This is a genomic window from Candidatus Steffania adelgidicola, assembly GCF_020541225.1.
GTDB lineage: Bacteria > Pseudomonadota > Gammaproteobacteria > Enterobacterales > Enterobacteriaceae > Steffania > Steffania adelgidicola.
In genome coordinates, this window is the sequence record NZ_CP045889.1 from 1,315,351 (window position 1) to 1,337,639 (window position 22,289).

A 22,289-nucleotide genomic window follows, 5' to 3' on the forward strand; every position below is an offset into this window, starting at 1 on the left:
TTCTTGAGTGAAATATATAAAAAGCGTACGCTTGTAAGCTTTTTATAAAAATATCAGTAATAGATTTTCACCTATATACTTACACATTTTTCAATGATTGAATATATGTATATAGGTAACAACAACTAAAGACAACAAGCTAGATAGAACTCTTTCTCAGTCACTCTATGGATTCCCAATACTAGCAACATTTCTTACGATATAAGAGAAGGTTTAAACGTTCCTTACTATCATCTATAAATACATGATTATGTATTACGATCTACCAAGAAGCATTGTACATGAACCGCTCTTTACCCTTATAAAGATGACTAACACTCATTGAGTTATGTTATTAACACTAATGTATATTACTCCACTTTATTATAGTACCCCTTATCGCTTAACCTTTTGATATTAAAATATCCCATAAAATATCTTTAAAGATACAAGATGTAAATATCATATGACAAACATTCTCCTTCACCGTTAAATTAAAATGATCTAAAAATCTTATTTTTTTACCACAGACAAGTCACAAGTATACCTCTAGGATCATATGAAAATCGTAATAACACTACTATTATTTCACAGTATAGTCACACCATATATCATTTGAAAACAACACGATAGCTGATTATTGAATTTATGACGGTTTTTCCTGAAAAGACACGTGTCTTTTACGTGATGATTTATTTAAATGACATTTAAATTGCTATATCTCCCTATATAACAATCAGGCTTAATCACTGATTTAATTAAAATGATAAATCAGGCGTCACCCATATCTAGATGGGAAAGAATATAAAAAATAGAAAAATCACTGTCAATTTTCTATTTTTAACCATATGAATCAAATCACTTTTTTCAATTCTAATCCATCTCTAATACAAGTAAGACTTTAGATAATTAATTCGGGTAATGTGTTTAGATAATTTCAAACGCATATCTTCCATAGCTATCCGTTGAGTCATCAGAGGAAATCAGCAGGTATTTTATAAGCGTCTTCTAAATTAAGAAGACTTCACAGAGATGAATATAAAACACTATTCTCAGCTCACTGATATATTTCTCAATCAATGTTTTAGTCGAAGAACACAACAGGCCAATAAAAAATCATGAACAACAATTATTCATCACTTTAATCACAAACATAAAATTGTAAGCTAATGATATAATTTATCCTGTACTCAATCACTATGGAATAGTGATACTACTTTCATGGTTTATGAAAGAGTTTAACCCATATTTAAAACATTTAAATAAAACTCACCTCTTTCAATTTCATTGATAAATTGATGCAATACTATTGCAATCCTTACCTATATTTTATTGGCTTGAAAATTATATTCGTTTTTAAATTCAAGCGTTTTTTCTTTTCAAGAAAGACACTCTAAACACTCTCGTGTTCTTGTTAAACACTTTCTAGATATCAGTAATATCCTTAAGAACTGAAATGCACTTATCCAACACTGGGCTTATAGCGTTTTAATATAACCAAAATCATAAATAAATTAACCGCAATACTACTAAATTATTTTCAGATACTTCACCATTGAGCATTTCATCTAAATCTGGCTTAATATCTATTAAGCCTATCATTTATTTTCAATAGACCATATTATTTATCAAATAAAATCTTTTCCCTATAAGGAACCACCGTGCTAGATTTATATCAATCTCTTACTCCACATCATCATAATATTGACCACAGCGCACAATTACACTCATGATTGCACTAAACTTTATATCAGTTCTTAACAATCATTAAGAACTTTTCATATCATATGAAAACTAAGAAGAAAGCAAATTAGTACTAATTTAACTACTAATAGAACTTTATTAATACATAGGAATGTCCTTGTACAAGGAGACCATATAGTAAAAAATTACTAAAACTTTAACTTAACGCTGTTTGCCAAAACACTACTAGTAAACCCGTTTAAAAAGTGACTAGATATGTAACATTAACCAGGTTGATATGAAATATTACAATGACTAATCATTATCCAACCTACAGTAAAAAATCAGTCCCCGGGTATAAAAAACGACCCAATAAGATTCTTGTTACCATACCATGATATATAAATTATAATGGCATAGTTTGTCCTAGACAAACCGTCAAAAAGACTCCCGCTGAAATGACATTTCACAACACTCCCAATCATATTCGAGAGCAGAAATAAAATTACTAATGACACCTTTCGACAAGGGTAGTCGATTAAACCTGATAGACACCACTACACCACATTCAATAACAAATGCAATAGTGAGAAATATAAAAAAGCATGACTAATCTAGCGTTATAACTGACCATACTCCGCTTGACGTAAAGGATACCTCAGTACAGCCAGAACATGATCCTCGCTACTATAGTCATGAGTAAGAGAAAAACTAAGATAGAGAGTTATAACACGATTTGTGTCAAGGATCCTGTCTTTTGACCTGGTATAGGACACCAGGTACTGTGCCCCCCGTCCGTTACTCTTCCGCAATACAACGAATCAAACAATTAGCTCAATTCTGGAGAAGACGGTGTGATTTTAATCACGCAGAAAATATCCTCACACTATCTTAACTTGTTCTGATTTTGTGCCCTAGCTATTGATAATGTAGGACTTAGTGCTTACTTAAAGAGGACAACATACATAATCGCCAATCTTAAACGATGATACTCTAAATGGATAAATGATTTATTCTAAATCATTTGTTATTAACCTTGTATTAATACTTATCGCAATTTCTATGAAATTGATAACGGTAAAAAGATATAATAGACGCTGAGTATTGATTTTAATATCTCGCTACATCTTTAGATAAAGATGATCCTCGATCATAAAAGCATATATACAAAAAATAAAATCAAATATTCTTTTGAGATAGATACTTTATTGTCATCCGAGATACGATAATAAAGATATGGTATCTTAGTTTTCAAAAATATTTTTTGATCTTATTTAAAAAATAAGTCCCACGATAAATATTCAATCTTTCATCATTATATTTACCATTATCCCATCCGATTATTTATAGCAAAATATTTACTAAAAGAACAAGCACTATATACCAAAAATCATAATTATATAAACCCTTATCTTTATGATAAAATTACACTATTTGAAAGTAGTCAGAATCATACTTTATATTAGAAATGGTCTATATTAATTCCAGAAAAGATAATAGCATCTATAAGATAGATGTATTAATAAATGCTAAAATATGAAATAGTTAAAGATTTGCGATATGCTTACCAATATTTATTAAAAATTTCATTACCTTTTTAGAAAACTGTGATGGTCTCTTCATAAGATAGTTATCGATTCTATATGTATGTCTTTGTCGTACTCCAGCTTAATAGAGTTCAAGCATAAAAATACTTACGCCAGAACATTAAGTAATCGAAGGCTATCTGATTATTCCTATTTATTATTTATTATTCATTTTATTTATAATTCATTCTTGATGAATGTCATACCTTCCTAATTAACACAAAAACCGTACCTAATAAAAAAACTTTTTATACATCTTACTAAGTCTTTTAATATTAGTCCATTAACAAAACTTTATTTCATCTTCAAGTAAATTTAACAAACATAAAAAAATCATGATAAAATTACTTATTTTCTTATACAAAAAGCTAAAGAATACACTTCAGTGACATTTCGAACTCTAATATAGGAAGAAGATATAATTAGTGATATGCCATATCACACTACAATAGCCTGTAAAAATATTATAACCTGACATATTAAAAATATCTATTTTATCAATATAAGTTATCTAAAATAATTAATGAAAGAATAACTGTTGATTTATTATATTTCCTTGCGATTATGAATATTTGAAATCCGAAATAAACAATCAAACACAGATTTTTTAGGATGATCACTATGAACTTATGCCTTTTTTATTTGATTAAACGATCACTCAACGCAACTAACCGATAATATTTTTAATTCATGGAATATAGAAAGCTAATTAAATATAATAAAACTTATCATGAATCTGAGATATTCATTCTTTTAGAAAAGAGCTCCACCAAATTTTTTTCATTCATAATGCTAACGTTACTTTTGCAAAAAAGATCCCTTAAGTGACACCAAGATATGAATAATTAAAATAAAAACTTATAATTAATGGAACTTTGATATTCGATCATATCGTAATTATATTTATCATGTATATACCGTATACTGATGCATTTTATGTCTTAGTATTAATTTAAGAATCCAGGAACGATTCAAGTAAAAGTGTAATGACTACTAGAAAAACTACATTCATTCGCAGGCTGATAATAAAAAACTTCAGGATACAATCCTTTTCCTAAACTAGATATTAGCTAATCAATATTAATTTAGCTTTGGCTTTTTAATATAAATCACAGCATCACGTCAAGCCTTCCTATTACATAATAACAGGAAGTAAGAGAGTTAAATAGTTTATTTAGTAGCGACATACTTGAGATAAAGGTTATTTTTAATTTAAAATTCAAACCTATTAATAGGTACCATCTCAATTATTATATTCAGATGGAAATACTGACGTTTTATTTATCTCTCTCCTATACGAACAGTATTATTCCACTACTTTATATATTTATAAATATAGATGAACCCTGAGGTAATACTATGTATGATTTGCTCAATGAGCATAATTAAATCACAGTATAAACAAGGCTATTCATTAGCAAGTATTTTTCTGATATATCAATACAGACATACCCAAGATATAATATTTTATATATAAAAGAAAAAGTAATATGATGAGTTTTTATCTAAAATTTTAAAAAGATTCCGTATACTTATACGTACATAAACAATAATGAGTGTCCATGGGTATTTAATTAAGATTTTTCATATTCTGATAACTCTTAAAAACATCTCTTCACATCTAATGTGTATAAACAGAAATTCAATAAAGTTAGATAAATATTATCTATTAAAATTTACGCATGATCAATCTTAATACATTTAGAGAGAGGAAACATTTTTGGTGGGAAATCCATTCAGACTTGCTTAAATAAGAATGAAACTCGTATATTATCAATATATATCATTTTCAATATAAAGAAATATATTTCTCATATATTAACAGATAGTTAAATATTTTAAGATTAAAACATGATTAAAAATTCAATCTATTGTTATATTCACGGAAGCTCTAAATACCAATATATTACTTGTTACACAGACACTCTTGTCTAAGACAATATGTCTGATAATAATATATTGGTACATCATAATACAACGATAGAGTCTGATTGCATTGTATCGCAATCAATCGTGTATCATGAGGAACGCTCGGTATATTTCCATAGTACTTCAAAAAAAACTTTAACTCTCCTTATTCTGTCTAATATAGAGAAATTCTTTCACCAACGTGGTTGGCGTATAGCTCATGCGCGATCTCTGTAATCGCTACACCACTACTTATGCCATTAGCCATTAGTGCCTGAATTTTCTCAACAGCCTCTTGCTGTTGCTGATGGGTTAACGTGGGTATATTTTTAAGCATACTTCTCTCCGTATAAAATGTATTTTTCTGATTATCTCATAATCCGATTGATTCTATTCAATGTATTTTCTAGATTTAATTTAGATTGAAGTATTCAACTTCCACCCTATTCGATAAAAATCGTTATATATTAGTCTTTAATAGATAGAAAAAAATCTATCTAGGCATAGGATTAATATCAATAATAAATAGATCTATAAAGATCTATTTTATCTATGTGCTCGATACCTCATATTTATATATAAACTAAACTCTATCTTTTATAAACAAAGACGTGCGATTCATCTAAATATAGCATTTCTATTTTATTTCGACTCCAACTATATTCCCTAGAATTAGGGCGGTTTTTTATAAACTTAAAACTCTCTCATCTCTTATTTATCCGGAAAAAAGTATATGACGGAGAAAAAATTAAAAATCAATAAAAAACACAAAACAATATCACCATGTTCATTTAAACGCAGGATATAACCCTCTGTATTTATCATGATCTATTCTTGGTTTTTAAAAATCAAGAGCTAACTATAAAAATCCAATATTATTGAAGAGATAATATCATTACCTGGTGACACCTTGTAATAAAAAATAAAATTATATATTTCGCTCCATTTAAATAGGAAAGGTTTAAATCTGAAAATAAAGAGTGAAAAATAAGGATTACCGGTATCTGACTCAAGAAAATAAATTTAAAAACCATTATGATTTTAAGATAGCATCATGCTATGTACCAATATATATATCCTGGATATCTTTCATATACGAACAGTGTTAAATGAAAACAAACAAAAGTTATATATATTATAACAGGGCAATATAGTTACTACTATAAATAAAATAGTTGAATCAAATTATTTGTGTAATTAGAAAAATTCTATATCACTTTTAATAGTGAAGATAGAAATCCCGAAAAATACACTTAATATTAATACATATAATTATATCATATCACCCGATGCATTTATTTTTATTTATTAAATAACTTCATTTCCCGTGTAAGAATTTTTACAAGACTGTGTCTATTAATAGTAATAGACACAGTTTTAAATGAATCTCGGTATTACATTCAAGAACATAATAAGTTATATCTTGAATATTTTTCTCAGTTTAATAAATATTATTAACATATGTCTTGACATGTCACATGATATAACCAGAGGTTTAACAACACATCAGTCAGACCTTTTGATCCTTAGATAAAACAGTTGAATTCATTCTGCTATCACGTTAATGTATATTTAAAAACTCTCTATAAATCCACATTTATTATCGGTTAACAGATAATCATAGATTATACTTGATTGAAATCACGTAAAATAATTCCAAATGAATTACAGGATTAATTTCCTTGAGGGATATAAAATATCATTGAAGTTTACAAATTATATAGAGAAAATATAAAATTCCGAGCATGTATTTAAAACTGGTATCTTACATACTTCATTTTAAATGGATTTGGAATTTTACGAAATTTACTGAGAAATTAAAAAAAATAGACGATCATTGATATATTATACAAATAACAAGTAAATATTTTTATACAGAAACAATAACTCACCTCTTGAAAAGAGAGAATATAACCTCTATTTCAACCGAAATATCCTTAGTATTAATACCATTATGTTTTTGCTTTGTGTAAACATTAGTGAATTACTATCATTACGATTAATTAAAATCGATATAAGCATATACTTTATCTTAAGTAAAACTTAAGTTTTTAAAAGAATTATAGGAATATATCATGATTATTTCTAGTTTCAGCTATATTTCTCAGTACTTATCATGCCATGATGAAAGCAAATCTTAGACAAGGCTATATTCCTGTATCAGTCATTAGGTTATTTAACCGAGAACTATGTTTTTAACCTAAAAATATAATTCCATAAAGGAAAGTAAATTTAACTGATAAAATTCAACACTTGAAATAGAAGAATATTTAGTAGGTCATAATCTCTAAAAAGAATTAATAATGACAGGATACTCTTAACAAATAAGAAACATCTTGTATACTATAGATATTCCATAGCAGTTAGAAATTTTACACTATCTTGTATTAAGATCTTCAACCGTAAGGTTGAAGATTACCGAAATCATTATGAAATTTTAAAACATTTTTCCAATATGTGCTACCGTTTAGCGCGTGATATTAAAAGTATTTAAAAATGGTCGGCGAGAGAGGATTTGAACCTCCGACCCACTGGTCCCAAACCAGTTGCGCTACCAAGCTGCGCTACTCGCCGATGTTATAAACATGAAAAGATTAATGCATAAGCTCATAAGAAAAAGAATATACAGGGGTGTCTAGATATGGTGCGAAGAGAGGGACTTGAACCCTCACGTCTGTTAAGACACTAACACCTGAAGCTAGCGCGTCTACCTATTCCGCCACCTTCGCATACTTATGTATTGATAATGGGGTGACTGATGGGACTCGAACCCACGACAACTGGAATCACAATCCAGGGCTCTACCAACTGAGCTACAATCACCATTGATAATTATTATCGAAATATGGAATTCCGCTCAGTAAACCTTTAAAAAAAGATAGTGTGCCCGACAGGATTCGAACCTGAGACTTCTGCCTCCGGAGGGCAGCGCTCTATCCAGCTGAGCTACGGGCACATTCTAGCAAAACACTCTTTAGTGTTTGCATACTACGGAATTTATATGTTAACTGTCTACTTTTTTTTAAAAATATTTTTTGTTACTCTTTTAATGACTTAAGGCATCCATGTGCCTTTTCCCTTAAATTTTCTACAAGTGTCTAGTAATCGACAGCTGAGATAATAAAAAAATTACCTTAACGTCATAAACACAACAGTTAATATCAAATACAATATACTTCAAGAAGACCTTTTAAAAACTCTTGCATAACTACGCCATTTAATTATAATTAAATATATGATTTTATCACTAATTATAACAATTAAATATTAACAGTGTTAGTGAACCAGATATTCACTAACTATACATTGAACGAAGTATAAGAAAAATACAAAAAGAGATATCCAATACGATACACACACTCTGTTTTCAGTCTGCCGAGTAAATTCACATATAAGATAATTACTCATTACAAACCACCATGTTCAGTAAACAACTAATCTCAAACTTATTGATCAGAATACAATGCAGTTTTTTAGAACGTCTTCTTAAGATCCTTCAAATCTCTTGATTATACTATTTTCACAAATCGAAGAGTGAAGAAAATCTGTTTTCTCTCACACATCTATATACAAGTTGTAACCTAATTCCTTTCATTAAAAGAATATGATATAAGATTTAAAATCAATCTCCATACTTTCAGTAAAAAATTTATTTTTTAACCGTTATCTAAATATTATACAACAGAAAATACATCATATTACACGATCACCACCGAGGACAGGTAGCGCCATGAAACCTTCTATACTTTATAAAAGAAATTTTATATCCACCCCAAAATAATTAAATAGATAGTATTTTAAATGCTTTACACAAAACATGTTTTTTACTTTATTTTATAAAAAACTTTTACCAATTAAATACATGTATAATAAGTTAAATCTTAGTGAAATATAGTGATTGTAGGAATGTAGGGATGTTTTTTAGACAAGTCTTAGAAAGAGAAAACCCGTTTTTCTCTAAAAAATAGCAATACCCTGTCATTTGTAAAGCATGGGGATCATTTACCCATAACGCTTAATTATTCTCATATTTTACTATGGATATGCAATTATCTCAAAAACGCATCGCACCTTTAATAGCAAAAGCAGAGACATGATTTACTTAATATTTAAAAGAAGCGTAGAGAACGGTTTTCTGTCGGTTCTATTACCTGCGTAATTAAGTTAATAACTTAAAAAATACAGTCTTCTGATAAAAAACTAACCGTTTTTCTCCAGAGTACACCTGCTATATTCTGAAGAATATCTTTAAACATACTATTGTTTCCCACTTGAGGTTTTCATGTCCACTCGTATTTTAGCCATTGATACCGCGACCGAAGCATGCTCTGCTGCTCTCATGCTTGAGAATGATGTTCTGCTAGAACGCTTTGTTATCGCACCCCAAGAACATACGCAGCATATTTTACCAATGATAGATAGCCTACTGGTAGAGGCAGATATTTTACTAAAACATCTTGATGTTCTTGCATTTGGCCGTGGACCAGGCAGTTTTACTGGTATACGCATTGGTATCAGCATTGCGCAGGGGCTAGCTCTGGGAGCTAATTTACCAGTTATCGGTATATCCACGCTAGCAACACTAGCCGAGGGTACTTTTCGTCAAACGAGGATGTGCCAAGTAATGAGTGCGATAGATGCACGTATGGGAGAACTCTATTTAGCCCCCTATCGCCGTCAAGGGTTAGGCGTCTGGTTAGGAGAAGACCACGAAGTAGTTGTGTCCATCGATTCACTACCAGCAGTAAGCGCAGAACTACAAGGATTATGGATCACTGCGGGCACTGGCTGGCAGAGTGATCTGACACAACTGCATCATGACGGATTTATACTCACTAAAGGACCAACACGATTCCCAAGCGCACGGGACATGCTTCCTCTAGCTCTGTGTCTCTATCGCCATGGTTTAGCACAACCGGTTTCACTAGCAACGCCAACGTATTTACGCAATACAGTAACATAGCGCCATGATCCATCCAAAGATAAGCGATCAACTCAGAAATAGGCTTGATATTAAAAATAATTTACTGAATTAATTAACCTTTTAAACATTGTTCGCAAAAATCCAATACATATTAGATTTTTCTCTTATCACCTAAAACAGGTTTTTGTTTAATCATTCATATGTAGATAAAAATATATAATTACTTTCATTTTCTTACACATTGTTAAAATATAGTGACCTAATGCATGATTAGGTATCATAATAAATTATAATAAAATGTATACCATCTTATTATAAATGACATGGTCAAAACTAGGTGGTATCTGAAAAAGCAGAAAGCAATCTATGCAATGACTCAAAATAATTATTAAGACTCATAATCATATTAGAGAAACGACTACAATAAAAAAAATACATGTAACTCTGAATGTAAAATTTAAATTCATTGAATATATAAGTTAATCAAGGCAATAATTACTTAAAGTTCACTAGGCACACGAGTAAATGTCTTATCTTCCCAACGCAGTAGGGTGAGTTGACCGCCCCAGTAGCAACCAGTATCGAGTCCATAAATATGCTTCGGTGTTCCTTGACCCATTAGCGAGGACCAGTGACCGAAAACAATACTATAAAGGTCAGAGATCGGACCCCCTAAGGCAAACCAAGGCTTTAGATTCACCGGCGTCTTTTCAGGTGTGTCTTTATAGTGCATTTCTAGTTGACCATTGGGAAAACAATAGCGAATTCGAGTAAAAATATTACTAATCAATCGTAAGCGAGAAAGCCCAGTTAGTCCTGAGCTCCAGTTATTCGGCATATCCCCATACATGGCGTTAAGAAATAATGCATAATTATTACTTTTAAGCACCATTTCCACCTCTTGAGCGCACTGGCGTGCTGTAGACAAATCCCAATACGGTGTGATACCAGCATGGACCATCACTAATTTTCTTTCCTCATCAACTTGTAGTATCGGCTGGTGACGTAGCCAGTGCATTAACACATCAGAATCTGGTGCTTCTAGCAAAGATGTAATATGATCTTGCAACTTGTTATGACTCACACCAGCATAGACCGCCAGTAATTGCAAATCGTGATTACCAAGTACCATACGAACGCTATCACCTAAACTTCGGACAAAACGTAACACCTTTAATGAATCGGGACCGCGCGCAACAAGATCGCCCGTCAACCACAGAGTATCTAATGCCGCATTGAATTTAACCTTTGCCAATATAATTTTTAGCTCTTCATAGCAGCCATGAATATCACCAATAAAATAAGTTGACATGAATTAGTTTATAAGAGAAGGAATCGCTAATCGAAACACAGGAATTTCAACCTGAAATGCGTGTCCCTGATCATCCACCATATTGTAATGTCCCTGCATTGTACCGATCGGGGTTTCTAACACTGCACCACTGGTATATTGAAACTCACCCCCAGGAAGAATATGAGGCTTTTCACCGACTACTCCCTCCCCTTGTACCTCACTTGCTTGACCATTAGCATTAGTAATCAACCAATAACGTCCTATTAACTGGACGATATACCGTCCTATATTACGCAATCTAATTGTATAGGCATATACATAACGTTCCTTTTCCGGCTGAGACTGTGTCTCGATATACATACTCTGAACTTGAATACAAACATGGGGGGGGTTAATCATGAAAACACTCCGATTCTTCTTCTAAAATAGCGCGCTCCGCTAGCACATTTGCTAACCGACAGTAATATTCAACGCTCAAGTTTTCCGCTCTCAGCGTTGCATCAATTCCCTGCTCCGCCAACTCTTTCTCGCTAAAATAATTACCTAGACTATTACGTAACGTCTTTCGTCGCTGACTAAACGCTAAATGAGTCACAGTAGCCAGTTTGCTTACATCACGAACCCTAAAAGGTAGGCGAGTATAAGGGAGTAGCCGCACAACAGCTGAATTCACTTTTGGGACTGGTCGAAATGCGGTAGACGACACTTCGAGAATCGGAATAATCTGACAATAATACTGGGCCATCACGCTTAAACGACCGTAAGTCTTAGCATTCGGACTGGCTATCAGCCGGTTAACTACCTCTTTTTGCAGCATAAAGTGCATATCGCGAATTACATGAGTATATCTGAAAAGATAAAACATAAGAGAGGTGGAAATATTGTAGGGCAAGTTACCAAATAATCGTAATGACTGACCTAATTCAATAGATAGAGCAGCAAAATCAACAGTCATGGCATCCTGCTGTATGACATTAAGCGTAGAATGTAAAAAACGATGGTTAGCCAATAGGCGAGCTAAATCACGATCGAGCTCGATCACAGTCATAACGTCGACATACTTAGCGACCACCTCAGTCAGTGCACCTAGGCCGGGACCGATTTCCACGATCACTTGACCAGAAAGAGGTTGTATGGCAGAAACAATAGCATTGATAATATATCGGTCATGTAAAAAAACCTGTCCGAAACGCTTGCGCAATATCCGTGACTTATGAATACACTTATTCATGACAATGTTTAATCATTTTTATAACGAGATTCAGTGCCATTTTAATACTCGGAGCCTCCGCTTGTCCTGATCCGGCTAACTCAAGAGCAGTACCATGCTCAACAGAAGTACGAATAAAAGGTAGTCCAACTGCAATATTACCCGCTCGACTTAACCCCTGAAACTTCATTACTGGTAACCCCTGATCATGATACATCGCCAGTATCGCATCTGCTTTTCGCAGATATTTCTGCTGAAATATCGTATCTTCAGGCAATGGACCAACAAGATTATATCATTTAGTTCGTAGCGCATTTAGGGTTGGTATCATTACCTCGATTTCTTCCCAGCCTATATAACTACCTTCACCGGCATGAGGATGAAGACCGCAGACATAAATACACGGCTGAACAATGCCAAATTCCTGCTGAAGTTCTTGGACTAGTATCATGAATACTTGATTTAGAGAATCACAAGTCATTACCTTTGAAACTGACTTCAAAGGTAAATGAGTGGTCGCTAGCGTAACTCGCAACGACTTACGGACTAACATCATAACAACCTGATTTCGATCACTGCGATGTGAAAAATATTCGGTATGGCCGCTAAATGATAGACCAATTTCATTAATAATACCTTTATGTACTAAACCAGTAAGTAACGCTTCGAACTCATTAGTGCAACAGGCGTCACAGGAACGAGCTAGAGTCGCCATAACATAATTACTATTAGCAGCGTTGAGATAGCCTGACACAACTAGCTCTAGGACATTAACCGTCAACACCGTCAGTTCTCCGGAAGGACACAGGGTAACTGATTGCTTTGGATGATAAAAATGTAACCGAAGTGGTAAATTAAGCTGATTAGCTCTTGCTATCAGCAGCAAGGGATCAGCACAAATGCCTAGTTCGACGGGCCAAGCATACTGAGCCAGTATGGCGATAAATCAGGTCCAATCCAAGCAGGTTCTCCGGGGGAGATAATAACACGTTGATTATTCAACATGATTATCAATGATTTTTACATAAGCTGCTGTACGTTGCTCTTGTATCCACGCTTCTGTCTCTTCAGCAAACTTACGGTTAAAGAGCAATACATAGGCGCGCTCTTTCTTAGCAGATTCGCTTTTGTCTACGGGACTAGTCTCAAGCAGCTGAATGAGATGCCAGCCAAAAGAGGAGTGAACTGGAGTACTGATTTCCCCCTTTTTTAAATGTGTCACTACATTTCCTAATGCTGGATCAAACTCATTAACAGAGTTCCAGCCTAGATCACCGCCTAAGTTCATTGAACCTAAGTCTTCGGAGAACTGTTTAGCAGCGGCATTAAAGGTGATACGGCCGCTCTTAATTTGTGCTGCTACTACCTTCAGCTTTCTCAGAGCTTGCTGATCAGTCCTACCCACTGCAGTTCGTAAAAAAATATGCCGTGTATGAACTACCGTATCCGCTAATTTCTGATCACCCTCGCGTTTATTATTAACTTTTAAAATATGAAAACCAATAGCAGAACGAATCGGACCAACAATAGCACCTGTCTTCATACCTTTTAAAGATTCTCTAAAAAGAGAATCTAGCTCGTTAAATTTTCGCCACCCTATTAGGCCACCCTTCTTCGCCTGTGGACTAGAAGAGTAAATTCTTGCTAACTTGCTAAAATCTGCACCATTCTTAATTTTTTTTACTAAAGATATCGCTACAGCTTCCACTTGATCCTGCTGATCTTCCGTAGGGTTTTTGGGAAAATGGATTAAGATATGACTAAGATTAAATTCAGCAAAGTTATCCCTTTCCGCAGCAATCTGCCATACTAGTGAATCTACCTCTTCCGGAAGAATTGTGATACGGTGTCGAATTTCAGCGTTACGTATCTCGGCAATTAGAATCTCTTGACGGATTTGATCGCGATAAATCTCATAATCTATACCGTTATGCAATAATCGGCGACGTAGCTGATCAAGAGTCATATGCTGCTCAGCAGCTATATTGACCATTATTGTTTGATCTAGTTGTTTATCGCTGATTGCAGAGGTGCTATTAGCACTCTGAGCCAGTTGTAGAACGATATTGTTCATAATAAGTCGGTCTAGAATATTGCGATATAGCATCGCTTTATCTGGTAGCGGTTGATTGGCATCTTGAGCGGCAAGTTTCATCGTAGTAAGCATGTGCTTGACATCGCTTTCCAAGATAACATCTTTATTAACCACGACGAGAACTTTATCCAAAACCTGCGGCGCAGCGAAGGTGCCTTTAGTACATATACAAAGGATAAAGGCGAGGATAAACTTTCGTTTTTTCATATCGTTCCTATATATATCAGTCGCGCATATGGATTTAATGTTTGTGTTTACATCAAACATGAACTATTAAAACAGCAGACCGTGAGGTAGAATACCAGAACCCAGCATTTTATCTTGATCTGCTCCATGATTACTGCTCAAACCACGCAATTCGATATTAAATGAGATTTTCTTGTCATACTGGCTAATAGACGGGTTGTAGACCTGATTCCAACCAATAATTTTTCGCTCATAGCCCACATTCACACCCCAACAGCAGGTATTATATTGAAAAGCAATCTGCTGATCTGACGGATGATTTGCTTTGATATCGTAATAATACACTCCAACTAACGACCATTGGTGAGCCACCTGTAAACTAGCACTGAGTCCTACTTGCGAAATTCCCTGTTGATACCCGGGATGATTCATGTCAGAAAATATCTGCTTAATATATTTCGAACTGGCATAACGGTAATTTAGTTGTAAGATACGATTTTGTTTACTCTGGTATTCCAATATCAGATTGCCTAGTTCTACACTATTTAGATAAAAATCATATTGAAATCTCCCGCGAACTCCCCAGTCATTGCTGATATGGCAGTATCCATCTCCCGCCCATACTACGCTGCCAGTCTTACCATAATGATTCCTATCACTAGTGGGATCACCAGTACGGGACCGTGAGAAGTTGTAAATTTGACCCAAGGAAGCGTTGAATCTCTCCATATGATTATCGTCATAAATTCGGGTTGTTATACCACTAGCCAATCGATTAGCAGAGGAGATACGGTCAAGACCACTATAAATACGATCTCGAAAAAGTCCTAAATAATCAGTTTCTAAGATGGTAGAATCATAAACTCCGATATCATTCTGATTTCGATAAAGCCTACAGAGATATCCGAGCCGCGGTTCAAGTGTTTGAGTATAGTTTATCCAGTGATCTATATCGCGTTCAAATAGCATCTTAGCATCGATTTTAAACTGTGGTAAAATGCGATGAACCGATCTTGTTAAATGGTGACTGGTACTTGTATTGTTATTATAATAATGGATATTTTCCTGTTGATAATGAGTTGCCATAATCGCAGCTGCAGCATTCAGACTCCCACTGCTATTAGCTATCAAAAAGTTCAGTGTAGGCTCGATATGTAATCGGATAGCTTCGGGGGCAGCATGGTTTTTAGCGTTACTAAATTTAACCACCTGACCAAATACTTTAAAATTAAACGGACCAGCAGTATTTTTATAATAGGTGAGATCCAGTTGAGGAGCTGCGCTATAAACATCTCTATTATTAACATCAAATACATGAAAGTGCTTATAAGAAAAAATAATATCCCAGTTATCATGAGGATAACTAAAACTAAATTTTTGTGTAGTATATCCGTCTGTACTGTGGGCATAAGTTGAATAGAGATCACGCAAATAGTTTGCATCGCTCACTTTAGTGTAGTCAACGTTAAAACTCCAGACCCGATTCATTACTCCATTCTGCCGCCAATAAAGCAACCACCGATCATTTTTACTACTATGCTCGCTGCTATACATCTTATCTTTAGGAAGCCAATCTAATTCCACCAGCCCCGCGCCAACCTGACTCAGGTATCTGAATTCACTTTGTATTTGAATGCCTCGTTTACTCATGTAATTCGGTGTTATCGTAGCGTCATAGTTAATCGCTAAATTGAGATAGTAAGGTACACTAAACTCAAAGCCGTTATTGCTGCCATATTTAGCATGCGTAATTAGAAAACCAGAACGACGCTTCCCACCCACGGGTATTTGTAAATATGGACTATAGAAAAGCGGTGTTTTTCTAATTTGGAAACGCGCATTCCAAATCTCGGCTACCTTCTCTTCACGATCGTGAATCACCTTTGATCCTATCACGATCCAGCTGTCATCTCCCGGTAAACAGGAGGTAAAACTGCCATTTTCTAAGACTGTGTAGCGATTATGGCCACGTTGTTTTATAATGTCAGCATTACCACGGCCTTGCCGACCAAGCATCTGGTAATACCCTTGATAAACATCAATATCTTTTGTTTCAAGATTACTCCAAGTTTTTGGACCCTGTAATTTAATCTCATCACTGTAATAATCAACATGTCCTGTAGCAATGAGAGTACGAAATGAATGTTTGTTTTTATCTAGTTCTTTTTGAAGCTGAACTTCATCAGCCTTCAGTGTGTTATTCCCATGTTTCACAACTACATTACCACTAAAAATTGCATATTTTGGATAATGTAGCGAAGTTTTATCCGCCTGAATATGTACCGGTAGCGTCTTAAGATCATTCTTGACCAGGCGTTTGCTATCAATTGGTGTACCTACCGCGCATTTACCTGCTCGATTGGCTCGTAACTGCTCGCTATAGAAAATGCACCCGATTAGAAAAACCAGTAACGTAGATAAACGTTTTTTCATAAAGATCTTGCAGGTCTTTCAATATAAATACCACTATAGCGGCAAACACTGAGAAACTATATAACTCTCATTAGTGTTTCGATAATGTTAAATCCAGACGTTTAACCGCACACTATTAGGTATAGCGTTAAATGACAGGTATGATAAAACAATTTTATACTGACGGCATAGATGAATTGAGGAGTATATGCGTTATTGGGGTAAAATTTTGGGCGTTCTTCTAGTGATTTTGTCAGGATTCGGGTTTTGGGCGCTAGTGCTCGCTCTGCTAATAGGATATATACTAGATAAAACATGGAGCGCCCACCGGATGGGGCCCGATTCTTTTTCTGATCAACAAACCCGACAAGATATCTTTTTTTATACTACTTTTCAAGTGATGGGCCATTTAAGCAAATCTAAGGGACGGGTTACAGAAGCAGATATTCTACATGCTCATATGTTAATGACAAGGATGCAGCTAAATAACTCGCTACAAAATACCGCGCAGGAAGCCTTCCGAGAAGGGAAAAAACCTTATTTTCCACTGCGCAACCAGCTACGAAAGTTTCGCCAGGTTTGCTTTGATAACTTTGATCTTATTCGAATGTTTTTGGAAATCCAAATTCAGGCTGCTTTTGCGGATGGATTGCTACATCCTAAGGAGCGCCAGGTATTATATGTTATTGCTGAAGAACTTGGCATTAGCCGTGAACAATTTCATCATTTCCTCAGCATCATTGAAGCGGGTTCACAGTTTAGTGGAAATCGTGATTCTCATCAGAGCCAGTATCGACCACGAGGACAACAACAGGAAGAAGAGAGACCCACCCTAGACGATGCCTGCAATGTACTCGGCGTTAGACTTCAAGACGATAGCTCAACCATTAAGCGCGCCTATCGCAAGCTTATGAGCGAGCACCATCCCGATAAGTTGGTAGCAAAAGGTTTACCATCAGAAATGATGGAGATAGCTAAACAAAAAACACAAGCTATCCAACTAGCTTATGACCTTCTGAAACGAGCGAAAGGATTTCGATAACTGAGAGAAACTAGGCGTTGACTTACTCTTAAACACACGACTCCAGGCTATGTCTTGACTTCCTGTCAAGAAGTTCTATTCACCATTACTTCTATAAATTCTGGGGGTTATTTTATCTCTATTAAACCATTGTCACAATCCTCAATTATAGATCTGCATCTATAGCTATGAGATCAATCTCATAAGTACTATACACATAGTAATTTCCATATGCATTTTATCATTCCTTTAATGCTATTCCATATTATTAAATGGCGGATAGCGATAGATTTAAATCGCGCTATATATCACGCTATTTCACAAAAATACACAAATTCAGCCTGTACTACCAGATTATCATATGAGCCATATCTATAAAAAGTCTTGCCTCATAAGTTTTTATTTAACCTATCTGAATAGACACATTATATCCATATAAAAATAAAAAAAGACCTTTACTTTCAAGGTTGTATCACATATGTATAATGCATCCCTTATTTCGTGTCTATCTAATCCTGATGATGCAGTTCAGGAATGAACGAAAGACTATCAAAAAAATCTTCAAGAGAAAATTTTATCTAACTCTACTAGAGTACTTTTCTAATAAAAAATAGCATGATCCCTTAAAAAGGGAAAATATTAAGTCTGCTCAATCCTATTATAGGAATAATATAGTCCAGAAACCACGTCAGGATTAGATCGCAATAGATCTACTATTATTTTTCCTAACCGCTTTAATCTTAAGCTCTTTTTACTGAACTACAAAGATGCAGTATCTGATCTTTAATACTCTCTATATTAACCCATATTTGCTATAAAGAAAATTATACACAAAAGCGATATGCAATAAATCCAGAATTTCCCTGCCTATTGAACAGCAGGAATCAAAAAATATTAAACATTATCTAGAGACTTACCAGAATCATCAGAAAAATATTTCACTCTGTATTGGATTCACATCTAATTGAAAAAATGGATATAATCAAGAAAAAACGCTTCTTGAAATAAGAGTAACTATACTATTACTCCATGAATATGTAACTAAATTCAATACCCATAAATATTCTGTAATCATGCTTCTTTCATTATAATCAAGAGTGAATTTTTACAAAAAAAGATATTTCTCACCAAAATTATAAATTGAATTACATTCACTACAGGTTCCAAATTTTCTTTACCAATTCATGAAAAATCAATGTCATTTATGGATGAATAACAATTCATACCACTATATCTCATATAATTTTCACCCTGCACGATTATAATTAACTTATTTAAAAGAATCTTTTAATAGACGCATTTCTAAAAAAATACGCCATTCTTCTCCAGCGGAGGGATAATGATTTAATTTATCTTGTAACTTAATATCATGGCAACGTAAAAATGGATTGATTAGACGCTCCATATACAGCGTGGTAGGTACGCTGGGTTTATTTTTAAACCGCAACGCCTTCATGGCACGTTGGTAACCTCTGATAACGCTATCGTTAGGTAATAAGGTAGAAGAAAAGTCTAAATTACTTATGGTATACTCATGCGCAGGACAGATGAGAGTTTCAGAAGGAAACTGGTTAATCTTCTGGACAGAATGATACATGCTTTTAGACATGCTCCTGCAAAATCGACCACAACCTGAAGAAAAAACTGTATCACCACAAAACAGCCAAGGTTTACTATAAAATCCAATATGTCCAGGTGTATGACCTGGTAACGCTATCACAGTGAAGCTGTGATTGAGTAATGTTAAGCTATCGCCTTCACTAACGATCCAAGTAGCCCCTTTTGAGTGTGTTTCTTCTGGACCATAGACAGGTAACAAGAAATGTTTTAGTAATTCGGGAATACCTTCTACATGATCTTGATGATTATGCGTTAATAAAATAGCGACAGGGCTTAGCTGGCGAGCAGTGAGCGCCTCTAATACAGGTTTTGCTTCTCCAGGATCCACGATCAAACATCGATTATCATCATTACATAAAAACCAAATGTAATTATCCGATAATGCGGGAATACTGATAAGATTCATCATTAACCTTAGTATGTTAGCGATAGTCCTTAGAAGAAGGACAAAGATAAAACTGGGAAAAACAATCAGACTATTGTCGTCCCTTTATCATGGGACGATATTCCCTGTTGGCCTTATTATCGTCAGGCACTAAAGTTCAATTTCAAAACGTTCTAGCCTAAAGTATTGGGTTGCATTTTCTCAAAATCGCCTTACTGAGCGCCGAGATAAATACTGGTAAATATACGATTTCTTACCAGAGACATATAGGACTTGCAGGAAATGTGATAATAGTTGGTTTGTTATTATCCACAACCTTTAACCGTCTAAGTGTCTTAGCGCTTGGAAAATCGTCCTATTCTCTGCCAATATCAACTGTATATCAGGGCTATTATACACAACTACTTCTTTTAATTGACTTGGAGTAATTATTTTTTAAGTTTTATACCACACTCATCTACAGATATTACCGTAACACCAATAGGAACGTCCGGGAATAATTATTCGCAGTCACTTCCTAGCACTCGTGTTGACTAAGTGTTATTTTTGCACGAACATGCACTTTTCTCTTAACTTAATACCCCTTACAATAAAACTTCCTTTTACAACGTGTCAGCACCTTATTCAACTAACTACTAATTAGTAGTATTCTTAAAAGAAGAACAGATCACGTTCAATCTTCTTAATTTTTGACTATTAACATTCTCGGTTAACATCTGATATCCTCTAACGTCGGATGAGATGCAGCGCTTCGAGCTAATTTATCACAACGTTCATTTTCCGGATGACCAGCATGCCCCTTCAACCAATTCCATCGCAGAGTATGCGGTAGAATTGCCGTATCCAGGCGCTTCCATAGATCAACGTTTTTTAACGGTTTCTTATTTGCGGTTTTCCAGCCATACTTCTTCCAATTATGAATCCATTGAGTAATCCCTTGTTGGACATATTGGCTATCGGTACTCATGATTACTTCGCAGACATCCGTCAGCGCTTCCAATGCAATGATAGCGGCCATTAACTCCATTCGATTATTAGTGGTGAGATAATAACCAGCACTAAATATTTTTTCGCAATTCTGATAACGGACTATAGCACCATAGGCGCCGGGTCCAGGATTACCTAAACACGAACCATCGATAAAAATCTGAACCTGTTTTCGCATCTTTGATAAACTTTCTCAATCTTAAAAAATCAAGTCTGACACAAATGAGCATTATGAGCACTGATATTATACGACAGATCGTTTTGGATACTGAAACTACTGGAATAAATAAGTTAGGTATTCACTACGAAGGCCATAGGATTATTGAAATCGGCGCGGTAGAAATTATCAATCGGCGACTAACAGGCAAACACTTTCATGTTTATCTAAAACCAGACCGGCTTATCGACTCTGAAGCTTTTGATGTACACGGTATTAACGACGCTTTTCTAGTAGATAAACCAACATTTTCCGAAGTGGCAGATGAGCTTCTAAATTTTATTTTGGGGTGTGAACTCGTAATTCATAACGCCCCCTTTGATATCGGTTTTATGAATTACGAGTTCGAGATGTTAAACCGCGGTATCGCCAAAATTGATACATTTTGTAAGGTGACGGATACTCTTCTTCTAGCTCAAAAAATATTCCCGGGTAAGCGAAATAGTCTCGATGCACTCTGTGATCGCTATAGTATAAATAATACTAAACGCACCTTTCATGGTGCTTTACTTGACGCCTCCATCCTGACAGATGTTTTTTTACTGATGACTGGTGGTCAGACCACCATGAAATTTTCAATGAAAGAGGAACCGTGGTCGAAAATAGAGGATGAAACCCCAAAAATACAGCGTATACAACAGATACGGGAACCTCTGAAAGTTATCCTCGCTAAAACGGATGAAATTTTAGCTCATGAGCAACAATTAGATTTAATCCAGAAAAAAGGTGGACGTTGTTTATGGCGCATAAAAAAACCTAAGAAAATCAAGTAAAAGTTGTTC

Annotated in this window: 11 protein-coding genes, 4 tRNA genes and 1 pseudogene; 3 read left to right on the forward strand and 13 right to left on the reverse strand. The window is 34.6% G+C overall.

Annotated features, from left to right (window positions below):
* Positions 1–5,331: 5,331 nt before the first annotated feature.
* The 5 genes from GFK82_RS03730 to GFK82_RS03750 all read right to left on the reverse strand — a co-directional run bounded on the left by GFK82_RS03730 (position 5,332) and on the right by GFK82_RS03750 (position 8,112).
* Entirely contained in the window at positions 5,332–5,493 is a 162-nt protein-coding gene (locus GFK82_RS03730; protein WP_226810877.1) for a YoaH family protein, read from the reverse strand.
* 2,160 nt (positions 5,494–7,653) lie between these two features.
* A tRNA-Pro gene (locus GFK82_RS03735) sits at positions 7,654–7,730 on the reverse strand.
* 68 nt (positions 7,731–7,798) lie between these two features.
* Positions 7,799–7,885, reverse strand: a tRNA-Leu gene (locus GFK82_RS03740).
* A gap of 18 nt (positions 7,886–7,903) precedes the next feature.
* Positions 7,904–7,979: transfer RNA gene (locus tag GFK82_RS03745), tRNA-His, on the reverse strand.
* Positions 7,980–8,038: 59 nt separating this feature from the next.
* Positions 8,039–8,112, reverse strand: a tRNA-Arg gene (locus GFK82_RS03750).
* Positions 8,113–9,438: 1,326 nt separating this feature from the next.
* Between GFK82_RS03750 and tsaB the strand changes: the two genes are divergently transcribed.
* Complete coding sequence (gene tsaB / locus GFK82_RS03755) at positions 9,439–10,119, forward strand: tRNA (adenosine(37)-N6)-threonylcarbamoyltransferase complex dimerization subunit type 1 TsaB (protein WP_226810880.1); 681 nt, start codon at positions 9,439–9,441, stop codon at positions 10,117–10,119.
* A gap of 460 nt (positions 10,120–10,579) precedes the next feature.
* Here tsaB and apaH read toward each other — a convergent pair whose 3' ends face one another.
* The 6 genes and pseudogenes from apaH to lptD form a co-directional block, all read right to left on the reverse strand.
* A complete protein-coding gene (gene apaH, locus GFK82_RS03760; RefSeq protein ID WP_226810882.1) occupies positions 10,580–11,392 on the reverse strand; it encodes a bis(5'-nucleosyl)-tetraphosphatase (symmetrical) ApaH in 813 nt (270 codons plus the stop codon).
* Positions 11,393–11,395: 3 nt separating this feature from the next.
* The gene (apaG, locus tag GFK82_RS03765; RefSeq protein ID WP_226810890.1) at positions 11,396–11,773 is read right to left on the reverse strand and encodes a Co2+/Mg2+ efflux protein ApaG; all 378 of its coding nucleotides are present in this window, start codon (positions 11,771–11,773) and stop codon (positions 11,396–11,398) included.
* Positions 11,766–12,605, reverse strand: a complete 840-nt coding sequence (gene rsmA, locus GFK82_RS03770; RefSeq protein ID WP_226810892.1) for a 16S rRNA (adenine(1518)-N(6)/adenine(1519)-N(6))-dimethyltransferase RsmA — start codon at positions 12,603–12,605, stop codon at positions 11,766–11,768. Before rsmA ends, apaG begins: the two co-directional genes overlap by 8 nt.
* Positions 12,598–13,589, reverse strand: a pseudogene (gene pdxA, locus GFK82_RS03775) (4-hydroxythreonine-4-phosphate dehydrogenase PdxA). Before pdxA ends, rsmA begins: the two are co-directional and overlap by 8 nt.
* Entirely contained in the window at positions 13,579–14,886 is a 1,308-nt protein-coding gene (gene surA / locus GFK82_RS03780; RefSeq protein WP_226810893.1) for a peptidylprolyl isomerase SurA, read from the reverse strand. The pseudogene pdxA and the gene surA overlap by 11 nt, the downstream one beginning before the upstream one ends.
* Before the next feature lie 66 nt (positions 14,887–14,952).
* Positions 14,953–17,298 (reverse strand): LPS assembly protein LptD, encoded by a 2,346-nt coding sequence (lptD, locus tag GFK82_RS03785; protein WP_226810894.1) that lies wholly within the window; start codon positions 17,296–17,298, stop codon positions 14,953–14,955.
* 187 nt (positions 17,299–17,485) lie between these two features.
* On the opposite strand from lptD, the gene djlA reads away from it, so the two are divergent.
* On the forward strand, positions 17,486–18,319 hold the full coding sequence (gene djlA, locus GFK82_RS03790) for a co-chaperone DjlA (protein ID WP_226810895.1): 834 nt from the start codon (positions 17,486–17,488) through the stop codon (positions 18,317–18,319).
* Positions 18,320–19,568: 1,249 nt separating this feature from the next.
* Here djlA and gloB read toward each other — a convergent pair.
* Entirely contained in the window at positions 19,569–20,324 is a 756-nt protein-coding gene (gene gloB / locus GFK82_RS03795; RefSeq protein ID WP_226811306.1) for a hydroxyacylglutathione hydrolase, read from the reverse strand.
* A gap of 688 nt (positions 20,325–21,012) precedes the next feature.
* Complete coding sequence (gene rnhA, locus GFK82_RS03800) at positions 21,013–21,468, reverse strand: ribonuclease HI (RefSeq protein ID WP_226810896.1); 456 nt, start codon at positions 21,466–21,468, stop codon at positions 21,013–21,015.
* A gap of 53 nt (positions 21,469–21,521) precedes the next feature.
* On the opposite strand from rnhA, the gene dnaQ reads away from it, so the two are divergent.
* Positions 21,522–22,280 (forward strand): DNA polymerase III subunit epsilon, encoded by a 759-nt coding sequence (dnaQ, locus tag GFK82_RS03805; protein ID WP_226810897.1) that lies wholly within the window; start codon positions 21,522–21,524, stop codon positions 22,278–22,280.
* The last annotated feature ends 9 nt before the right edge of the window (positions 22,281–22,289 follow it).

Coding starts and splice junctions, on each gene's coding strand:
- GFK82_RS03730 (WP_226810877.1), bottom strand. CDS start 5,493: ATGCTTAAAAATATACCCACGTTAACCCATCAGCAACAGCAAGAGGCT.
- tsaB (WP_226810880.1), top strand. CDS start 9,439: ATGTCCACTCGTATTTTAGCCATTGATACCGCGACCGAAGCATGCTCT.
- apaH (WP_226810882.1), bottom strand. CDS start 11,392: ATGTCAACTTATTTTATTGGTGATATTCATGGCTGCTATGAAGAGCTA.
- apaG (WP_226810890.1), bottom strand. CDS start 11,773: ATGATTAACCCCCCCCATGTTTGTATTCAAGTTCAGAGTATGTATATC.
- rsmA (WP_226810892.1), bottom strand. CDS start 12,605: ATGAATAAGTGTATTCATAAGTCACGGATATTGCGCAAGCGTTTCGGA.
- surA (WP_226810893.1), bottom strand. CDS start 14,886: ATGAAAAAACGAAAGTTTATCCTCGCCTTTATCCTTTGTATATGTACT.
- lptD (WP_226810894.1), bottom strand. CDS start 17,298: ATGAAAAAACGTTTATCTACGTTACTGGTTTTTCTAATCGGGTGCATT.
- djlA (WP_226810895.1), top strand. CDS start 17,486: ATGCGTTATTGGGGTAAAATTTTGGGCGTTCTTCTAGTGATTTTGTCA.
- gloB (WP_226811306.1), bottom strand. CDS start 20,324: ATGAATCTTATCAGTATTCCCGCATTATCGGATAATTACATTTGGTTT.
- rnhA (WP_226810896.1), bottom strand. CDS start 21,468: ATGCGAAAACAGGTTCAGATTTTTATCGATGGTTCGTGTTTAGGTAAT.
- dnaQ (WP_226810897.1), top strand. CDS start 21,522: ATGAGCACTGATATTATACGACAGATCGTTTTGGATACTGAAACTACT.